Source organism: Mycobacterium sp. NGS63 (assembly GCF_059812295.1).
Genome location: NZ_JCALCJ010000008.1, coordinates 82,151 through 100,932 on the forward strand (window position 1 = coordinate 82,151; position 18,782 = coordinate 100,932).

15 protein-coding genes and 2 riboswitches are annotated in these 18,782 nt (G+C 69.7%); of the genes, 4 read left to right on the plus strand and 11 right to left on the minus strand.

Going from position 1 to position 18,782, the window contains the following annotated elements:
* Window positions 1-31: 31 nt before the first annotated feature.
* The 4 genes from AC5Y4Z_RS20285 to AC5Y4Z_RS20300 all read left to right on the plus strand — a co-directional run bounded on the left by AC5Y4Z_RS20285 (window position 32) and on the right by AC5Y4Z_RS20300 (window position 7,060).
* A complete protein-coding gene (locus AC5Y4Z_RS20285) occupies window positions 32-2,227 on the plus strand; it encodes a malate synthase G (RefSeq protein ID WP_499966485.1) in 2,196 nt (731 codons plus the stop codon).
* 66 nt (window positions 2,228-2,293) lie between these two features.
* Window positions 2,294-4,297, plus strand: coding sequence for a substrate-binding domain-containing protein (locus tag AC5Y4Z_RS20290; protein ID WP_499966487.1), 2,004 nt, complete (start codon window positions 2,294-2,296; stop codon window positions 4,295-4,297).
* A gap of 130 nt (window positions 4,298-4,427) precedes the next feature.
* The gene (locus tag AC5Y4Z_RS20295; protein ID WP_499966489.1) at window positions 4,428-5,900 is read left to right on the plus strand and encodes a biotin carboxylase; all 1,473 of its coding nucleotides are present in this window, start codon (window positions 4,428-4,430) and stop codon (window positions 5,898-5,900) included.
* Window positions 5,897-7,060: a serine hydrolase domain-containing protein gene (locus tag AC5Y4Z_RS20300; protein ID WP_499966491.1), complete on the plus strand. Its 1,164-nt coding sequence runs from the start codon at window positions 5,897-5,899 to the stop codon at window positions 7,058-7,060. Before AC5Y4Z_RS20295 ends, AC5Y4Z_RS20300 begins: the two co-directional genes overlap by 4 nt.
* A gap of 132 nt (window positions 7,061-7,192) precedes the next feature.
* On the opposite strand, the gene gcvP is transcribed toward AC5Y4Z_RS20300, so the two are convergent.
* From gcvP to secA2, 11 genes are all read right to left on the minus strand, one after another.
* The gene (gene gcvP, locus AC5Y4Z_RS20305; RefSeq protein WP_499966493.1) at window positions 7,193-10,027 is read right to left on the minus strand and encodes an aminomethyl-transferring glycine dehydrogenase; all 2,835 of its coding nucleotides are present in this window, start codon (window positions 10,025-10,027) and stop codon (window positions 7,193-7,195) included.
* 27 nt (window positions 10,028-10,054) lie between these two features.
* Window positions 10,055-10,159: riboswitch (glycine riboswitch) on the minus strand.
* Window positions 10,160-10,257: riboswitch (glycine riboswitch) on the minus strand.
* 106 nt (window positions 10,258-10,363) lie between these two features.
* Window positions 10,364-10,990: a MerR family transcriptional regulator gene (locus AC5Y4Z_RS20310; RefSeq protein ID WP_499966496.1), complete on the minus strand. Its 627-nt coding sequence runs from the start codon at window positions 10,988-10,990 to the stop codon at window positions 10,364-10,366.
* A gap of 228 nt (window positions 10,991-11,218) precedes the next feature.
* Window positions 11,219-11,713: a bifunctional nuclease family protein gene (locus AC5Y4Z_RS20315; RefSeq protein ID WP_076058092.1), complete on the minus strand. Its 495-nt coding sequence runs from the start codon at window positions 11,711-11,713 to the stop codon at window positions 11,219-11,221.
* A 59-nt stretch (window positions 11,714-11,772) separates the two neighbouring features.
* Window positions 11,773-12,528, minus strand: a complete 756-nt coding sequence (ftsR, locus tag AC5Y4Z_RS20320; protein ID WP_499966499.1) for a transcriptional regulator FtsR — start codon at window positions 12,526-12,528, stop codon at window positions 11,773-11,775.
* Window positions 12,528-13,004, minus strand: a complete 477-nt coding sequence (gene garA / locus AC5Y4Z_RS20325) for a glycogen accumulation regulator GarA (RefSeq protein ID WP_499966738.1) — start codon at window positions 13,002-13,004, stop codon at window positions 12,528-12,530. Before garA ends, ftsR begins: the two co-directional genes overlap by 1 nt.
* Before the next feature lie 178 nt (window positions 13,005-13,182).
* Window positions 13,183-13,581 (minus strand): glycine cleavage system protein GcvH, encoded by a 399-nt coding sequence (gene gcvH, locus AC5Y4Z_RS20330; protein WP_499966501.1) that lies wholly within the window; start codon window positions 13,579-13,581, stop codon window positions 13,183-13,185.
* 26 nt (window positions 13,582-13,607) lie between these two features.
* Window positions 13,608-14,441, minus strand: coding sequence for a DUF881 domain-containing protein (locus AC5Y4Z_RS20335; protein ID WP_499966503.1), 834 nt, complete (start codon window positions 14,439-14,441; stop codon window positions 13,608-13,610).
* 7 nt (window positions 14,442-14,448) lie between these two features.
* Complete coding sequence (locus AC5Y4Z_RS20340; protein WP_067318747.1) at window positions 14,449-14,781, minus strand: small basic family protein; 333 nt, start codon at window positions 14,779-14,781, stop codon at window positions 14,449-14,451.
* Window positions 14,782-14,812: 31 nt separating this feature from the next.
* Window positions 14,813-15,724 (minus strand): DUF881 domain-containing protein, encoded by a 912-nt coding sequence (locus AC5Y4Z_RS20345; protein ID WP_499966505.1) that lies wholly within the window; start codon window positions 15,722-15,724, stop codon window positions 14,813-14,815.
* Window positions 15,717-16,346: a CDP-alcohol phosphatidyltransferase family protein gene (locus tag AC5Y4Z_RS20350; RefSeq protein WP_499966507.1), complete on the minus strand. Its 630-nt coding sequence runs from the start codon at window positions 16,344-16,346 to the stop codon at window positions 15,717-15,719. The genes AC5Y4Z_RS20345 and AC5Y4Z_RS20350 overlap by 8 nt, the downstream gene beginning before the upstream one ends.
* Before the next feature lie 36 nt (window positions 16,347-16,382).
* Window positions 16,383-18,707, minus strand: a complete 2,325-nt coding sequence (gene secA2, locus AC5Y4Z_RS20355) for an accessory Sec system translocase SecA2 (protein ID WP_499966509.1) — start codon at window positions 18,705-18,707, stop codon at window positions 16,383-16,385.
* Between the last annotated feature and the right edge of the window lie 75 nt (window positions 18,708-18,782).

Genomic DNA, 18,782 nt, shown 5'->3' on the forward strand with positions numbered 1-18,782 from the left:
GCTTTCACCTGGCCCTTTATGGAGGAGAAACATGACTGATCGCGTGTCGGTGGGGAACCTGCGCGTCGCCCGAGTGCTCTACGACTTCGTGAACAACGAGGCGCTGCCCGGCACCGACATCGACCCGGACAGCTTCTGGTCGGGCGTCGACAAGGTCGTCGCCGACCTCACGCCGCGGAACCGGGACCTGCTGAACCGCCGCGACGAGCTGCAGGCCCAGATCGACAAGTGGCACCGGCACCGGGTGATCGAGCCCATCGACCCGGAGGCCTACCGCGAGTTCCTGGCCGAGATCGGCTACCTGCGGCCCGAGCCCGAAGACTTCGACATCACCACCTCCGGCGTCGACCCCGAGATCACCACCACGGCCGGTCCCCAGCTGGTGGTGCCGGTGACCAACGCCCGGTTCGCCCTCAACGCCGCCAACGCCCGCTGGGGCTCGCTCTACGACGCGCTGTACGGCACCGACGTCATCCCCGAGGACGAGGGCGCCGAACAGGGCACCAGCTACAACAAGGTCCGCGGCGACAAGGTGATCGCCTACGCCCGCGAGTTCCTCGACGAGGCGGTGCCGCTCGCGTCGGGCTCCTGGACCGACGCGACGGGCCTGAGCATCGACGACGGGCAGCTGCAGGTCACCCTCGGCTCCGAGGCCGAGCCCGTCGGGCTCGCCGGGCCCGAGAAGTTCGTCGGCTACAGCGGCGAGCTCGGCTCCCCCGACTGGTCGGTGCTGCTGGTCAACAACGGCCTGCACATCGAGATCCTGATCGACCCCGAGTCGCCCATCGGCAAGACCGACCGCGCCGGCATCAAGGACGTCGTGCTGGAGTCCGCGGTCACCACGATCATCGACTTCGAGGACGCGGTGGCCGCCGTCGACGCCGACGACAAGACCGCCGCCTACCGCAACTGGCTGGGCCTGATGCGGGGTGACCTGGCCGCCGAGGTGGACAAGGACGGCAAGACGTTCACCCGGGTGCTCAACGCCGATCGCCGCTACAGCACGCCCGACGGCGGCGAGCTGGTGCTGCCGGGGCGCGCGCTGCTGTTCGTCCGCAACGTCGGGCACCTGATGACCAATGACGCGATAGTGGACGCCGAGGGTAACGAGATATTCGAGGGCATCCAGGACGCGCTGTTCACCGGCCTGTGCGCGGTGCACGGCCTGACGGAAAGCGACGCGAACGGCCCGCTGGCCAACAGCCGCACCGGCTCGATCTACATCGTCAAGCCCAAGATGCACGGCCCCGACGAGGTGGCGTATACCGCCGAGCTGTTCAGCCGGGTCGAGGACGTGCTCGGCCTGCCGCAGACCACCCTGAAGGTCGGCGTCATGGACGAGGAGCGGCGCACGACGGTCAACCTGAAGGCGTGCATCAAGGCGGCCGCCGACCGGATCGTGTTCATCAACACCGGGTTCCTGGACCGCACCGGCGACGAGATCCACACCTCGATGGAGGCCGGCCCGATGGTGCGCAAAGGCACCATGAAGAGCCAGCCGTGGATCCTGGGCTACGAGGACAACAACGTCGACACCGGCCTGGCCGCCGGTTTCGCCGGGCACGCTCAGATCGGCAAGGGCATGTGGACCATGACCGAGCTGATGGCCGACATGGTCGAGCAGAAGATCGGCCAGCCGCGGGCCGGCGCCAGCACCGCCTGGGTGCCCTCGCCGACGGCGGCCACGCTGCACGCCCTGCACTACCACAAGGTCGACGTGTTCGAGGTGCAGAAGGAACTCGCCGGCAAGAAGCGGGCCACGATCGAGCAGCTACTGACCATTCCGCTGGCCAAGGAGCTGGCGTGGGCCCCCGAGGAGATCCGCGAGGAGGTCGACAACAACTGCCAGTCCATCCTGGGCTACGTGGTGCGCTGGATCGACCAGGGCGTCGGGTCCTCCAAGGTGCCCGACATCCACAACGTGGCGCTCATGGAGGACCGCGCCACGCTGCGCATCTCCAGCCAGCTGCTGGCCAACTGGCTGCGCCACGGGGTCATCACCGAAGAGGACGTGCGGGCCAGCCTGGAGCGGATGGCCCCGATGGTGGACCAGCAGAACGAAGGCGACGCGAAGTACCTGCCGATGGCGCCCAACTTCGACGACAGCATCGCCTTTTTGGCCGCCGAGGAGCTGATCCTGTCGGGGACGCAGCAGCCCAACGGCTACACCGAGCCGATCCTGCATCGGCGCCGGCGCGAGTTCAAAGCCCGCGCCGCCGGTGAGTGACTAGAATCTGCGCCGGGTCCACAACAAACCTCATGACAAGTCGACGGAAAGGCGGCGGGTACCGGTATGGGTAGGCACAGCATGCCCGACCCCGAGGACGCCGTCGATTCGGAGGTTGGCGAGCCCGATGACCTCGTCGACGACGCGTCCGGCGCCGCCGAGACGGGCCACCACCACCGCTACGCGCCCGAGGACGGCTTCGCCGCAGGGGACGAACCCCTGCCCGCCGACGACTACCCTGACTTCCCGCCGCGCAAGGCTTCCCCGGCGGACGAGGAGCCGGGGGCCTCGTCGTCGCTGTCGTCCCGGTTCCGGGGCGGGCACCGCGGCCTGGCCGAATGGCGGGGCGGCCACCGCAGCGAGGGCGGGCGCCGCGGGGTCAGCATCGGCGTGATCGTCGCGCTCGTCGCCGTCGTCGTGGTGGTCGGGACCGTGATCCTGTGGAGCTTCTTCGGCGACGCGCTGTCCAACCGTTCGCACAGCGCCGCCGCCCGCTGCGTGGGCGGCAAGGAGAACGTCGCCGTCATCGCCGACCCGTCGATCGCCGAGTCCGTGCAGCAGCTCGCCGAGGGCTACAACGCCACGGCCGGCCCCGTCGGCGACCACTGCATGGTGGTGAGCGTCAAACCGGCGGGCTCCGACGCCGTCCTCAACGGCTTCGTCGGCAAGTGGCCGGCCGACCTGGGCGGGCAGCCGGCGCTGTGGATCCCGGGCAGCTCGATCTCCGCCGCCCGGCTGGCCGCGGGCGCGGGCCAGAAGACGATCACCGAAAGCCACTCGCTGGTGACGTCGCCGGTGGTGCTCGCCGTCCGGCCGGAACTCGGGCAGGCCCTGGGCACCAAGAACTGGGCGGCGCTGCCCGGCCTGCAGACCGGCCCGAACTCACTGGCCGGCCTGAACCTGCCGACGTGGGGATCGCTGCGGCTGGCGCTGCCGGCCAACGGCAACGGCGACGCGTCGTACCTGGCCGGCGAGGCGGTGGCCGCGGGGTCGGTGCCCACCGGCGCGCCGCCGACGCAGGGCACCGGCGCCGTGCGCACGCTGCTGGGCGCCCAGCCCAAGCTGGCCGACAAATCGCTGACCGAGGCGCTGAACGTGTTGATCGGCTCCACGGACGCGGCGACCGCGCCGGTGCACGCGGTGGTCACCACCGAGCAGCAGGTGTTCGCGCGCGGCCAGTCGCTGCCCGAGGCCAAGAACCTGCTGGCGGCCTGGCTGCCGCCCGGGGCCGCGCCCGTCGCCGACTACCCCGCGGTGCTGCTCAGCGGCTCCTGGCTGACCCAGGAGCAGACCTCGGCGGCCAGCGGGTTCGCCCGCTTCCTGCAGAAACCCGAGCAGCTCGCCAAGCTGGCCAAGGCCGGATTCCGGGTCAACGGCGTCAAACCCCCGAGCAGTCCGGTCACCGGCTTCCCGGCGCTGCCGTCGACCCTGTCGGTCGGCGACGACGCGATGCGCGCCACACTGGCCGAGGCCATGGCGGCCCCGTCGAGCGGGCTGGCCGCGACCATCATGCTCGACCAGTCGCTGCCCACCGACGACGGCGGCAAGACGCGGCTGGCCAATGTGGTTGCGGCGCTGCAGGACAAGATCAAATCCCTGCCGCCCAGCGCGGCCGTGGGGTTGTGGACCTTCGACGGCCACGAGGGCCGCTCCGAGGTGGCGGGCGGGCCGCTGGGCGATCCGGTGAACGGCCAGCCGCGCTCGGCGGCGCTGGCGGCCGCGCTGGACAAGCAGTACTCGTCGGCCGGGGGCGCGGTGTCGTTCACCACGCTGCGCATGATCTACCAGGAACTTCAGGCCAATTACCGTGCCGGCCAAACGAATTCGATCCTGGTGATCACGGCAGGGCCGCACACCGACCAGACCCTGGACGGGGCCGGGTTGCAGGACTTCATCCGCCGTAGCGCCGATCCGGCCAAGCCGATCGCGGTCAACGTCATCGACTTCGGCGCCGACCCCGACCGGGCCACCTGGGAGGCCGTCGCCCAGCTCAGCGGCGGCGGCTACCAGAACCTGCCCACGTCGGCGTCCCCCGACCTCGCCGCGGCCCTCAACGCCTTTTTGAGCTGATCCGCCGGCCGGCCCCGCCGCCGGCCGAACCGCACTGCGAAATATGCGGCCGAAAATCGCAGTGAGGTTCGGCTCGCGAACAACAAACCCGCAGTGGCGTCCCGGCCGGGGGCGGGTCCACACTTGTGCGATGCAGGATCGTGACATTGAGCCACCCCGCAAGCTGAACGGCATCTCGGACGTGCGCGCGTTCTTTCACACGAACAAGGTGCCGCTCTACTTCATCTCGCCCACGCCGTTCAACCTGTTGGGCGTCGACCGCTGGATACGAAACTTCTTCTACCTGACGTACTTTGACTCCTTCGAGGGCACGCATTCGCGCGTCTTCGTGCCCCGCCGGCGCGACCGCCGCGATTTCGACTCCATGGACGAGGTGTGCAGCCATCTGCTGTCCGACTCGGAGACGCTCGAGTTCATCGCGGGCAAAGGCCCCGGCGGTAAGTGCTGCTTTGTGATGCTGAACGAGGAAATCCATGCCCTCGCGCGGTCGGCGGGCCTCGAGATCATGCATCCGCCGATCGAGTTGCGCCAGCGCCTGGGCTCCAAGATCGTCATGACGCGGCTGGCCAACGAGGCGGGCATACCGAGCGTGCCGCACGCGATCGGGCGGGCCGGCTCCTACGACGAACTGCAGGCGCTCGCACAGAACGCCGGATTGGGAGATGACCTGGTCATCTCGGTCGCTTACGGAAACGCCGGCAGCGGGACGTTCTTTGTGCACGGTCAGCGCGACTGGGACGAGCACGCCGGCGACCTGACCTCGCAGCAGGAAATCAAAGTCATGAAGCGCATCCGCAATGTCGAGGTGTGCCTCGAGGGCGCCGTGACCCGCCACGGCACCGTGGTCGGCCCCGCGATGACGAGCCTGGTCGGTTATTCGGAGCTGACTCCGAGCCGGGGCAGCTGGTGCGGCAACGACATCTGGCACGAGGTGCTGCCGCCCGCGCAGACCCGCGCGGCGCGAGAAATGGTGGCAAAGCTGGGTGACGTCATGCGCCGCGAGGGTTACGTCGGCTACTTCGAGGTGGACCTCCTGCATGACCTGGACTCCGACGAGCTCTACCTCGGCGAGGTGAATCCGCGGCTGTCCGGCGCCAGCCCGATGACGAATTTGACGACCGAGGCCTACGCAGACATGCCGCTGTTCCTTTTTCATCTGCTCGAGTACATGGACGTCGACTACGAGCTCGACATCGAGGACATCAACGCGCGCTGGGAGCGCGGCTACGGCGAGGACGAGGTGTGGGGGCAGGTGATCATCACGGAGACGTCGCCGGACATCGAGATCTTCACCGCGACGCCACGCACCGGCGTGTGGCGCATCGACGACGACGGCCGGGTCTCCTTTTCGCGGACCGCCAACGACTGGGCCACGCTGCTCGACGGTTCCGAAGCCTTCTACATGCGCGTCGCGGCACCCGGCGACTTACGTTCGGAGGGCGCGCAACTCGGCGTGCTCGTCACTCGCTCACACCTGCAGACCGACGACTATCAGCTCAGCGAGCGCTGCCAGCGCTGGGTCAAGGGCATGAAGGCGAAGTTCGTCTCGACGCCGTTGACGCCCGCCGCGCCGATCGTCTCGCGGCTCGTCGCACGAGCGTGAGCCGGCCGGCCGGTATCTCACTGGACAACTGGCTCTCGCCGCCCCATTCGCGCTGGTCTTTCCAGCACGTCGAGGACTTCGTGCCCACCGCGGTGATCTCGCGCGGGGCCGGGCCGGTGGCGGCGCTGCCCGGTGACACCGCCGCGCTGGCCGAGATCCCGGTGACCGTCACCGGCGGGGCGGCCACCACCGTGGGCGCGGTGATGGCGGCCACCGACACCGACGGGTGGGCCGTCGCCCACCGCGGGTCGCTGGTGGCCGAGCACTATCTCGGCGGCATGACGGCCGGCACCCGGCACCTGCTGTTCTCGGTGAGCAAGTCGCTGGTGGGCGCCGTCGTCGGCGTTCTGCACGGGGGCGGTGCGATCGCACTCGACGCGCCGGTCACGACATTCGTTCCGGCGCTTGGTGATTGCGGCTACGCCGGCGCGACGGTGCGTCACTTGCTGGACATGCGCTCGGGCATCGCGTTCTCCGAGAACTACGACGACCCGGCCGCGGAGATCCACCTCCTCGACCAGGCGATGGGGTGGGCACCCAGGACCGGTCCGGACACCCCCGCCACGCTGTACGACTTCCTGCTGACCCTGCGGCAGAAGTCGGCGCACGGCGGCCCGTTCGAATACCGCTCGTGCGACACCGACGTGCTCGGCTGGGTCTGCGAGGTCGCCGGCGGCCAGCGGATGCCCGGGCTGATGTCGGAGCTGCTGTGGAGCCGCATTGGCCCGGGTAGCGACGCCACCATCGGCGTCGACGCCGCCGGCACCGGATTTTTCGACGGCGGCGTCAGCGCCTGTCTGGTCGACATGATCCGGTTCGGCTCGCTGTTCGTGCGCGACGGCGTCTCGCTGACCGGGCAGCAGGCGGTGCCGCCGGCGTGGATCGCCGACACGGTCGACGGCGGCCCCGACTCGCGGCGGGCCTTCGCCGCCAGCCCCGACGACACCGAAATGCCCGGCGGGATGTACCGCAACCAGATGTGGCTTCCCTACGACGGCAGCGACGTCGTGCTGTGCCTGGGCATGTGCGGTCAGATGATCTACGTCAACCGCGCCGCGGACGTGGTCGCCGCCAAGGTGTCCACCCAGCCGCACTCCCACGAGCCGCACATGGTGGACACGCTGTGCGCCTTCGACGCGGTGGCACGCGAATTGGCTTGAGCCGCCGGCCTATCCGGACCGGGCTTGAGTGTGAATCCTTGGCTTTGATAGTGAATCCTGGGCGAGAAATTCGGCCGGATCTCGCCATAGGCTCACAATCGAAGCCGTAGGTTCACACCCAAAAGCCGCCCGTCAGGCGAACGCCTCCACCGGTGGGCACGAGCAGACCAGGTTGCGGTCGCCGTAGGCGCCGTCGATGCGGCGCACCGGCGGCCACACCTTGGGCCGGAACCCCTTGCCCAGCGGGTAGGCGGCCTGCTCGCGGGTGTACGGGTGATCCCAGTCGGCGACCAGCAGGCACTCCGCGGTGTGCGGGGCGCCCCGCAGCGGGTTGTCGTCCACCGGCCACTCCCCCGCGCCGACGCGGTCGATCTCGGCGCGGATCGCGATCATGGCCTCGCAGAACGCGTCGATCTCGGTCAGGTTCTCGCTCTCGGTGGGCTCCACCATCAGCGTGCCCGCCACCGGGAAGCTCATGGTGGGCGCGTGAAACCCATAGTCCGCCAGGCGTTTTGCCACGTCGTCGACGGCCACCCCGGTCGACTTCGTGATGCCGCGCAGGTCCAGGATGCACTCGTGGGCGACCATGCCGTGCTCGCCGGCGTAAAGCACCGGGAAGTACTCGTCGAGCCGCCGGGCGATGTAGTTGGCCGACGCGATCGCGGTCAGCGAGGCAGCCCGCAGTCCCTCGGCGCCCATCATCCGGATGTAGGCCCAGCTGATCGGCAGGATCGAGGCCGACCCGTACGGCGCCGACGACACCGGCGGGCCCCCGGGCAACTCCGGCGCATACGGGTGGCCGGGCAAAAACGGCGCCAGGTGCGAGCGCACCGCCACCGGACCGACGCCCGGCCCGCCGCCGCCGTGCGGGATGCAGAACGTCTTGTGCAGGTTCAGGTGACTGACGTCGCCGCCGAACTTCCCGGGCCGGGCCAGCCCGACCAGCGCGTTGAGGTTGGCGCCGTCGATGTAGACCTGGCCGCCCGCGTCGTGCACGGCCGCGCAGATCTCGGCGATGTCGTGCTCGTAGACGCCGTGGGTGGACGGGTAGGTGATCATCAGCGCCGCCAGCCGGTCGGCGTGCTCGGCGACCTTGGCGCGCAGGTCGTCGAGGTCGACGTCGCCGTTGTCGCGGCAGGCCACGACGGCCACCCGCAGCCCGGCCAGCGCGGCCGACGCCGCATTGGTGCCGTGCGCGCTGGACGGGATCAGGCACACGTCGCGGTGCGGCTCGCCGCGGCTGGCGTGGTAGTCGTGGATCGCCAGCAGGCCGGCATACTCGCCCTGCGAGCCGGCGTTGGGCTGCAACGAGACGGCGTCGTAGCCGGTGATGGCCACCAGCCAGCCCTCCAGGTCGGCGATGAGCCGGCGGATCCCCGCGCTGTCGGACGCCGGGGCGAACGGGTGCAGCCGGGAGAATTCGGGCCAGGTGATCGGCTCCATCTCGGCGGCGGCGTTGAGCTTCATCGTGCACGAGCCGAGCGGAATCATGCTGCGGTCCAAGGCGATATCCCTGTCCGCCAGCGCGCGCAGGTAGCGCATCATCGCCGTCTCGGTGCGGTATTGCGTGAACGCGGCATGGGTGAGGAACTCCGAGGTGCGGGTGGCGATGCCCGCACACACCGGCTCGGCGGCTTTCACGCCAAACGCCTTGAGGACCGCGGCGACGTGCTCATCGGTGGTGGCCTCGTCGCACGCCACCGACACGTGGTCGTCGTCGACCCGCCACAGGTTGATCCCGCGGGCTTTGGCCGCGGCGAGCACCTCGTCGGCGCGGCCGGGAACCCGGGCCAGCACGGTGTCGAAGTACTTGTCGTGCACCAAAGCATCGCCGAGCGCCGCCGCGATCGCCTCGGCGTGACCGTGGACGCGCCGCGCGATCGCGGTCAGCCCGTCGGCGCCGTGATAGCTGGCGTACATCGCGGCCATCACCGCCAGCAGCACCTGCGCGGTGCAGATGTTGGACGTCGCCTTGTCGCGGCGGATGTGCTGCTCGCGGGTCTGCAGCGCCAGCCGGTAGGCCGGCGAACCGTCGGCGTCCAACGACACCCCGACCAGCCGGCCCGGCAGCTGGCGGGCGTGCTTGCCGTGCACGGCCAGATAGCCGGCGTGCGGGCCGCCGAATCCCATTGGAACACCGAATCTTTGGGTGCTTCCGAACGCGACGTCGGCCCCGGTCTCCCCGGGCGGCGTGACCAGCGTGCAGGCCAGCAGGTCGGCGCCGACGGCGACCAGCGCGCCCCGCTCGTGGGCCTGCGCCACCACCGCCGACCAATCGGTGACGCGGCCGCTGGCGCCGGGCAGCTGCGCGATGACGCCGAAGAAGTCGCCGTCGGGCAGGCCGTCACGCAGGTCGGCGGTGACGATCTCGATGCCCAGCGGCTTGGCGCGCGTGGCCAGGACGGCCGCGGTCTGGGCGAACACGTCGGCGTCGACGGCCAGCCGGTTGGCCCCGCCCCGCGCCGCGCGGTGCATCAGCGTCATCGCCTCCGCGGCCGCGGTGCCCTCGTCGAGCATCGACGCGTTGGCGACCTCGAGGCCGGCGAGATCGGCGACCATCGTCTGGAAGTTCAGCAGCGCCTCCAGCCGGCCCTGGCTGATCTCCGGCTGGTACGGCGTGTACGCGGTGTACCAGGCGGGGTTCTCCAGAATGTTGCGCAGCAACACCGGCGGGGTGAGCGTGTCGTAGTAGCCCTGCCCGATCATCGACACGGCCACGGTGTTCGCGTCGGCCAGCCGCCGCAGCTCGCCCAGCGCCTCGGCCTCGCCGGCCGGGGGCGGCAGCTGCTCCAGGCCCGGCGCGGTGTCGCCGGTGAGCTTGTCGAAGATGCCGGTCGGGACGGCCTTGGCGGCCAGCTCGTCCAACGAGTCGACACCGATGACGGACAACATCGCGGCGACGGCCTGGGCGTCCGGGCCGATGTGCCGGGCGGCGAACGTTGACTGGTCGGACTTGGATTCAGGCAAGGCGAGCTCCTGGGGTAGGACGAGCGGCCCTCCCCCTCTGTCTTCACCCGTTCGCCGGGCGCCTGAGAGATTCGGCGCCGGGCGCCTTTCCCCATCGGCGGGTGCCGATCGCACCGCTTTCCAGAGGCATCGTTAACTCGCGCGGTCCGGGTGCCTGAGAGGTTGACGGAGAGGTGTTGCTCCTTCGGCGTCCGTGACTGGCGATCACGGAACTCTCCCGCTCGAGTGCGACGCGTGCGCCAGTTTACCCGCGGGCTAAAACCCCCGCGAGCGTGCGTGTCGGTACGCCGACACGCCGCAAAGCGCGTACAAACGCGGACGCTCGCGCCAGAAAAACTAGCCGATCTTGCGGTCGCGATGCTTGCGCCGCGACGCCAGCTCGTCCTCGGGGGCCGCGATGGACTCCCCGCCGTCGGCGCGCTCGCCGTGGAAGTCCGCGATGACGCCGGTCAGCTCGCGCATGGCGCCGCTCACCGCGATGCCGAACACGCCCTGCCCGCCCTGCAGCAGGTCGACGACCTCTTCGGCCGAGGTGCACTCGTAGACCGTGGTGCCGTCGGAGAACAGGGTGATGTTGGCCAGGTCCTGGACGCCGCGCTGGCGCAGGTGGTCGACGGCGACCCGGATGTTGTGCAGCGAGATCCCGGTGTCCAGCAACCGCTTGACGATTTTGAGGACCAGGATGTCCTTGAACGAGTAGAGCCGCTGGCTGCCGGAGCCGGCCGCGCTGCGGATCGAGGGCACCACCAGCGACGTCCGCGCCCAGTAGTCCAGCTGCCGGTAGGTGATCCCGGCGATCTGGCAGGCGCTCGGCCCGCGGTAGCCCACCAGCTCGTCGGGCACGGAGTCGTCGGGGAACAGCCCCGGTTGCACGGGCGCGCCGGGCGCGGCGACGGCCTGGTCACCGCTCGCGTTGGCGTGGTCAGCTAGGTCCAACTGCTCTTGACGTGGCTGCTCGCTCACGGTGGTTCCTCTCGCCGATCGCGCTGTAGGTGTTTAGCTGCGTCTGGCTGCACCGCAGCCGCGTTTGGTCAGGCCCGAGTGCTAGAGAGCTTACGCTTTTCGATAGCCGCCGCGCCCTTAAGTCGTGATCAAAGTATGGCGGCCGCCGGGCCAACTGGGCGCGCTATCCGCCAGCGTGTCGACATCGCGGTGTTAGTTGAGACACATCCGTGATGTCCGGTGAGCCGGTTACGTGGCCTTGAAATCGTCGGGCGAGACGCTGTCGAGGAACTCCTTGAATTTCTCCACCTCGTCCTCCCGGACGGCGGTGTTGGGCTCTTCGTCGCTCTCGTCGGGGATGAGCAGGCCGGCCTGGGCGAGCACGGCCTCCTCCACGTAGATCGGGACGCCCACCCGCAACGCGATCGCGACCGAGTCCGACGGCCGCGCCGAGACGGTGATGTTGCGGTCGAAAACCAGGTCGGCGTAGAACGTGCCCTCCTGCAGGTCGACGATCCGGACCTCTTTCAGCGAATGCCCAAGCGCGGCAATGAGATCCCTGATCAGGTCGTGGGTCAGCGGGCGGGGCGGCTCGACGCCCTGCTGCTCGAGCGCGATGGCGGCGGCTTCGGACTGGCCGATCCAGATCGGCAGGTACCGGTCACCGTTGGCCTCCCGCAGCAACAGGACCGGCTGGTTCTGCGGCTGTTCGACGCGAATGCCGACAACACGAACTTCACCCATCTGTGTCTGCCCTCCGCATGCCGCCGTCGAACACCTAGCTGTCCAACGAAGTCTAATCCTCAGCGGTGCAGAACGTCGCGAACGGCGGACTTGATCAACGAGGTGTGCAGTGTGATAGCGAGCGCGGCCACCTCACGCGCCAGGTCGTCGGCGCGGTCGCGGGCGCCGGCCTTGCCGGCTTTGACTACCGGCCCGGCGATTTGGGCGATCAGGTCCGACTGCCGGTCGGCCGCGGAGCGGAAGGCGCGCAGGTGCCGCGGCTCGACGCCATACTCGGCCAGCGCCCGCGCGCACTGCAGGATGACCACGTCGTGCTCGTCGAAGAAGCCGCCCGGCCCGGGGGTGATCACGCCGGCCTTGAGCAGCCCCGTCAGCAGGGCGTCGTCCACCCCGGAGCGCTCCAGCAGGTCCTCCCGGCTCAGCCGGACGCGGGTGGGGGCCACTGCGGCGGCGTCGGGTTCGGACTCGCCCCCGCCGGCTTTCGTTGCCGGGTCCGGCACCGACACCAATCGCGGTACCCCGTAAGGCGATCCGATCGGGGGCAGCTCGCCGTCGGGCTGGGCATCCAGCTGCGCGCGGATCACCTTCAGCGGCAGGTAGTGGTCGCGCTGGGCGGTGAGGATGAAGCGCAGCCGCGCGCAGTCGTAGGCGGTGAACCGCCGATAGCCCGACGCGGCGCGTTGGGGCGTCACCAGTCCCTCGGCCTCCAGGAAGCGAATCTTGGAGATCGTGACATCGGGGAAATCCGGCCTCAACAGGTCCAGGACCGCCCCAATCGACATCCCGGCCAGCGCCGGGCTATCGGGCGCGCTCACTACCCTTGCGAACCTCCGTCGTCGTCGCCCTGCTTGGGTCCGGTCAAAAAGACCAACCGGAACTTGCCGATCTGCACCTCGTCGCCGTTGGCGAGCACCGCCGAATCCACGGGCTCGCGGTTGACGTAGGTGCCGTTCAGGCTACCGACATCGACGACGTGAAATTCGTTGTTTTCCAACCTGAATTCGGCGTGACGGCGGCTGACGGTGACGTCGTCGAGGAAGATGTCGCTGTCCGGGTGCCGGCCGGCGGACGTGATGGCCTGGTCGAGCAGGAATCGCGACCCGGCGTTCGGCCCCCGCTTGACGACCAGCAACGCCGAGCCGGCCGGGAGCCCCTCGACCCCGGACACCGCGCTGTCGGTCCCCGCCTGGGCGGGTGCGTCCAATTCGTTGAGGAAGTCGGCCCGGAAGACGGAAGTCGTCTCCACCGTGACTTCGTCAGAGGTCTGGTCCTGCTGACTTCCTGAGTCCATGTCCGTCACGCGCTGCTCCTCACTGGCCGCTGTGGCGTTATCCGATCGGGCCACCGGCCCGGCTCTCCCCTGGGTTTTTCGAGCTGACTGTCTCGTGCTGTCGAACGTCTATCAAGTGTCGATCTGTCGACCGTACCGCGCACCGCCGCGCCATGTCCCCACCCCTCGTGAGCAAGCGTCATTCGGTCAGCGTCCCGCGGTAGGACTCGGCGTCGAGCAGCGCCGAAATGGCCGATTCCAGCTCGCCGCCGTCGGAGACCTGGACGTCCACCAGCCAGCCGGCCCCGTACGGGTCGGAATTGACCAGCTGGGGGCTGCGCTCCAGTTCGCCGTTGACCGCGGTCACCGTGCCCGAGAGCGGTGCGAACAGGTCGGATACCGATTTCGTCGATTCCACCTCGCCGAAGGATTCGCCCGCGGTCACCTGGGCGCCCACGTCGGGCAGCTGGACGAAAACGACGTCGCCCAACGCCGACTGGGCAAAGTCGGTGATCCCGACCCGCACGGTGTCGTCACCGCCGCGTCGAACCCATTCGTGGTCGGCGGTGTAGTGCAGATCGGTGGGGATATCGCTCACGGGTGATCCTGTTCTGGTCGGCACGTTCATTTGACGGGCTGAGCGTATTGGTGCGGTTTTGGTTGTCGCAAGGTGGTTACGTCGACGCGGTCGGCCTGCTGCACGGACATCCTGGCGCCGACGCGCTTGATGCTGTCGTCCGCGCCGCCCGGAATGTTCATCGCCGCCGCCAACGTGGGCGGATCGCCAATCGCCAGAATCGAATACGGCGGCGACAGGTTCTTGGTGTCGATGGTCAACGAGCCTGGCGTACCCACAATCCAGGTGTCGACACCTACGCGCACGGACTGGTGCGCGTCGTTGATCTCGATGGCCTCGGCGCCGGCGGCGCGCAACTCGTTGAGCACGTCGAGCATGGCCTCCGGCGAGACGCCGGGCCCGGGGTCCTCGATCGTGATGGTGACACCCGGCCCGGTGGCGCCCACCGCGCCGACCAGGATGGACAGGGCGGCCAGCCGGGCCTGCGCGCTGTTGATGGCGGCCTGGTCGGTGTTGCCGGAGGCCTGCAGCGAATTCAGCGTGTTCTGCAGCTCGCCGACTTCGGTGTTCAGGGTGGCCTCGCGCTGCCGCAGCGAGTCCAGCAGCACCAACAGGTCGGCGGGCCGGGCGGTGTCCAGCGAGTCGCCCGACTTGGTCTGGCGCACCTGGGTGACGATCGCGATCCCCAGGAGCAGGCACAGCAGGCTGGCCAGCGTCCCGAACACCAGGCGGGTGCGGCCGCCGCGCAGCACGCCCGAGAGGCCCCTGCGGTGCACCTGGCCGATTTCGGGGCGCGGGCTTTTCGCCGGCAGCTCGTGGCGGCCCCGGTGCGCGCCGTCCCCGTCGGGCGGGCGGGCGGTTTCGGGCGGATCCTGGCTCACGGTGACCTCATGCTCCGAACAGGCGGCGCCGCAGCGCGGCGGCGTTTCCGAAGATCCGGATGCCCAGCACGACGATGATGGCCGTGGACAGCTGCGTGCCGACGCCCAGTTGGTCGCCGACGTACACGATCAGGGCGGCCACGAAGACGTTGAACACGAACGACACCACGAAGACCTTGGGGTCGAAGATCCGCTCGAGGTAGGCGCGCAGCCCGCCGAACACCGCGTCGAGAGCGGCCACCACCGCGATCGGCAGGTAGGGCTGGATGACCTCGGGGACGGCGGGATGGAACACCAGGCCCAGCACGATGCCGACCGCGAGCGCCGCGATGCCGATCATGCCCGGTTCCGTCTCAGCAGGAGTTGTCTCACTACGGCCCAATCTGTTTGGCGAACTTGACGTCCCGGATCGATCCGGCGGGCAGCGACAGGCCGTCGGCGACGTCGACGGTGACGACGACGCCGTAGGAGGCCTGCAGCAGCCGCAGGCGCTGCAGCCCGGGGCTGTTGTCGAAGACGTCCCGCATCGCGTGCGGGGGCCCGACCGCGAGGATCTGGTACGGGCTGGCGGTGGGGTTGTTGTCGACCAGGATCGCGCCCCCGGCCTGCCGGATCGTCACGTCCGGTCCGATCCGGATACCGCCGACGGCGATGGCCTCGGCCCCGCTGGCCCACAGCGAGTTGACCACCAGCTGCAGATCGCGGTCCAGGATGATTTGCCTGCTGCCGCTGACGCGCTGCTTGGACACGTCGGAAAGGTTCGGCCCGGCACCGGGATCCGTCACGGTCACCGACAGGCCGGGACCGATGACCGCGGTGCTGGCCCCCGCCAGGCTGAGCGCGTCGAGACGCTTCAGCAGCCGCTGCCCCTCGGCGTTGTCCGCCAGCGCGTGCCGCTGCACGTCGTCGACGCGGGACGACAGGGCGCCGCGCTCGCGGCCCAGTCTTGCCGCGGTGGCTTCCGACTCGCGCACGCTTTGCAACAGCAACTGCTGCGCGGTGCGCACGCCGGGGGCGACCGAGCGGGCCTGCGCGACCGCGGCGGCGAACACCGTGGCGATCAGCAGCGCCGCCAGGGCCTGCCACAGCCAGCCGGCGGCGCGCGGGCGCGCGGGCGTCTCGCCGCGCTTGGCGGTGGCCGCGGCGTAGCCGGGGTCCAGGTGCTCGGACAGCAGGGCGCGCAGCAGCGACGGCACCGGGATCAGCTGCGGCCGCTCCGCGTCGTGCGCACCGCGGCCCGCGTCGGGGTTGTAGCCGCCCAGCAGGCGATCGGCGTCAGCCATGCTCACCCGCCTTGGGCGAGATCGACTGGCGGGCAGGCTGTTTCAGCTTCGGCATGGTGCGCATGACCAACGCCATCTGCACCACGTACAGCACGAACGCCCACAGGTAGGTGTACAAACCCCACCCCAGAAAGCCCCAGCCGCACGCGTGCAGCACCCGGCTCCACGCCGCGCCGCCCGTGCCCAGCAGGACCAACGGGAAGCCGGACATCAACGCGAAGGTGGCGGCCTTGCCGACGTAGGTCACCGGCAGCGCCGACAGCCCGCGGCTGCGCAGCAGCGGCAGCGTCGCGGCCAGCAGCCCGTCGCGCGCCAGCAGCGTGATGACGAACCACCACGGCACGATCCCGCCGATCGCCAACACGATCGGCACCGCCACCATGTAGAGGCGATCCACCGCCGGGTCCAGCAGCACGCCGAGCCGCGAGGACTGGTTCAGCGTGCGGGCGATCTTGCCGTCGGCCCAGTCCGAGGCGCCGCTGAACATCAGGATCGCCACCGCCCAGCCGTTGGCGTGGGCGAACAGCAGGACGTAGACGAAGACCGGGATGAGCAGCAGCCGGATGGCGCTCAGCGCGTTGGGCACCGTCAGCACCCGATCGGGCGGAAGCACGGGCTCCATGAGCCGTGACATTAGTCGAACGCTTGGGGGCCGCGCCTAGCGGAAAACGCCGGGCAGGCTCAGCGTGGACAGCGTGTCGTCGGACAGCGGGTTGTCGTTGACCATGTAGGTCCACGTCGAGGTCGGCCGCGCCAGCTTGGACAGGTCCAGGCCGGGCTCTTCCTCGAGCACGTTGGCGGTCTCGAACGTCTGCTGCGCGGCCTCGATCGCGTCGGCGGCCAGCGACGCGAAGGCGTCGACGGCCAGCCGGTGGAACTCGTCCAGCGGGTTTTGCCGGCCCAGCGCACGCAGGTGGATGCTCTCGCGGATGTCGGCCAGATACGCCAGATGGTCGGCCCAGCCCCGGTCGAGGTGATACAGCATGATCAGCCGGGAGATTCTCTCGAGCTGTTCCTCCGACAGCGATTCGGACAGCTCCTCGTAGCGTTTCGGCGCCAGCTCGGCCAGCTCCTCGCGCGCGGTTGCGGTGCGCAGCAACGTGTTTCGCCGGTCGACGATGATGGCGCGCTGCTGGGCGATCAGCTGGTTGTAGCGCCAGGTGTTGGCGTGCACGTCCAGCATCCGGCCCTCGGCGACGCGCTGGGCGTGGTCCAGCATCCCGGCCGCCTTGGGGCTGACGATGCGCCCATCTTCGTCGGTCTGCATGGGCAGCTTGTTGCGGTCGAGGTTGGCCGCGACGACGTCGTCCTCCCAACTGGAGAAGAACACCGACGAGCCCGGGTCGCCCTGCCGGCCGGCGCGGCCACGCAGCTGGTTGTCGAGGCGTTCGGTGTGGTGGCGGCCGGTGCCGACCACGTGCAGCCCGCCCAGCTCGGCGACCCGGTCGTGGTCGGCCTCGTCGGATCCGCCGAGGCGGATGTCGGTGCCGCGCCCGGCCATCTGGGTGGACACCGTCACCGTGCCGAACTCGCCGGCCTCGGCGATCACCTTGGCCTCCTCGGCGTCGTTCTTCGCGTTGAGCACCACCGCGGGCACGCCGCGGCGCAGCAGCCGCTCGTGCAGCTCCTCGGATTCCGCGACGTCGCGGGTGCCCACCAGCACGGGCTGCCCGGTCTCGTGCACCTCGGCGATGTGGGCGACGATCGCGTCGTTCTTGGCGGCCGCGGTGATGTAGACGCGGTCGGACTCGTCCTCGCGAATGTTGGGAGTATTCGGCGGGATTGGCGACACGCCGAGCTTGTAGAACTGGCGCAGCTGCTCGCCGGCGGCCAGCGCGGTCCCGGTCATGCCGCACACCGTGGCGTAGCGGTTGATCAGCGCCTGCACGGTGATGGTGTCGAGCACCTCGCCCGTCTCGGTGGTCTCGATGCCCTCCTTGGCCTCGACGGCGGCCTGCAGGCCGTCCGGCCAGCGCTGCAGCTGCGCGATGCGGCCCCGCGAGGCGTTGATCAGGTGCACGGCATCGTCGCGAACGATGTAGTGCACGTCGCGCTGCAGCAGCACGTGGGCGTGCAGGGCCACGTTGACCTCGGTCAGGGTGGTGCCGACGTGCTCCTCGGAGTACAGGTCGATGCCGCCAAGCCCCTTTTCGACCTTGCGCGCGCCCACGTCGGTGAGGTGGACGTTGCGGCTGTCGGCGTCGGTCTCGAAATCGGTGTCGGCGGACAGCTCGCCGACCAGCTTGATGATCTCCAGCCGCGGCGTCTCGCGGTGGGTGGTGCCGGCCAGCACCAGCGGCACCAACGCCTCGTCGACCAGCACCGAGTCGGCCTCGTCGATGAGGGCCACGTCGGGATTGGGCGACACCAGGTCGTCGACGTCGGTCACCAGCTGGTCGCGCAGCACGTCGAAGCCGATTTCGTTGACCGAGGCGTAGGTGACGTCGCAGCCGTAGGCGGCCCGGCGCTCCTCGCTGGTCGACTCCGCGGTGATCCAGCCGACCGTCAGGCCCATGGCCTCGAGCAGGGGGCCCATCCATTCCGCGTCGCGCCGGGCCAGGTAGTCGTTGATGGTCACCACGTGGACGTGGCGCCCGCCGATGGCGTATCCGGCGGCCGCGATCGCGCCGGCCAGCGTCTTGCCCTCTCCCGTGGCCATCTCGATCACGTCGCCGGCCAGCATGCGCAGGGCCCCCAGGAGCTGAACGTCAAAGGGGCGCAGGCCGGTCGCCCGCTCGGCCGCTTCCCGGGCGATCGCGAGGAACTGCGGGATGTCCGCGGCGTCCGCGAGGTCGTCGAGCTTGAGCAGCCCGGCCGCCTTGCGCAGCTTCTCGTCGGACAGCTCGGCGGCTTCCTTGTCGTAGTCCGCCGACGCGGTGACGTCCGCGAGGGACCGGCTGCGATTCTTTTCGGTGCTGGCGCCCAGCAGCCGCCAGAAGCGGCTGCTCAGGCGGCCGGGCTGGGTCCGGGTGGTCTTCGGCACAGGTCAACGGTACCGGGCCACCCGACAGCGCGAGCGCGCGTGTTTGCACGCGACGCGCCGAGGTTTTGCGTACAA

Bases quoted from the DNA above. Each gene is read 5' to 3' on its own strand.
- AC5Y4Z_RS20285 (WP_499966485.1), top strand. From the start codon at position 32: ATGACTGATCGCGTGTCGGTGGGGAACCTGCGCGTCGCCCGAGTGCTC.
- AC5Y4Z_RS20340 (WP_067318747.1), bottom strand. From the start codon at position 14,781: ATGATCGGCATCGCGGCGCTCGCGGTCGGCATCGTGCTGGGCCTGGTG.
- AC5Y4Z_RS20345 (WP_499966505.1), bottom strand. From the start codon at position 15,724: ATGGCTGACGCCGATCGCCTGCTGGGCGGCTACAACCCCGACGCGGGC.
- AC5Y4Z_RS20315 (WP_076058092.1), bottom strand. From the start codon at position 11,713: ATGGGTGAAGTTCGTGTTGTCGGCATTCGCGTCGAACAGCCGCAGAAC.
- garA (WP_499966738.1), bottom strand. From the start codon at position 13,004: ATGGACTCAGGAAGTCAGCAGGACCAGACCTCTGACGAAGTCACGGTG.
- AC5Y4Z_RS20350 (WP_499966507.1), bottom strand. From the start codon at position 16,346: ATGGAGCCCGTGCTTCCGCCCGATCGGGTGCTGACGGTGCCCAACGCG.
- AC5Y4Z_RS20290 (WP_499966487.1), top strand. From the start codon at position 2,294: ATGGGTAGGCACAGCATGCCCGACCCCGAGGACGCCGTCGATTCGGAG.
- AC5Y4Z_RS20295 (WP_499966489.1), top strand. From the start codon at position 4,428: ATGCAGGATCGTGACATTGAGCCACCCCGCAAGCTGAACGGCATCTCG.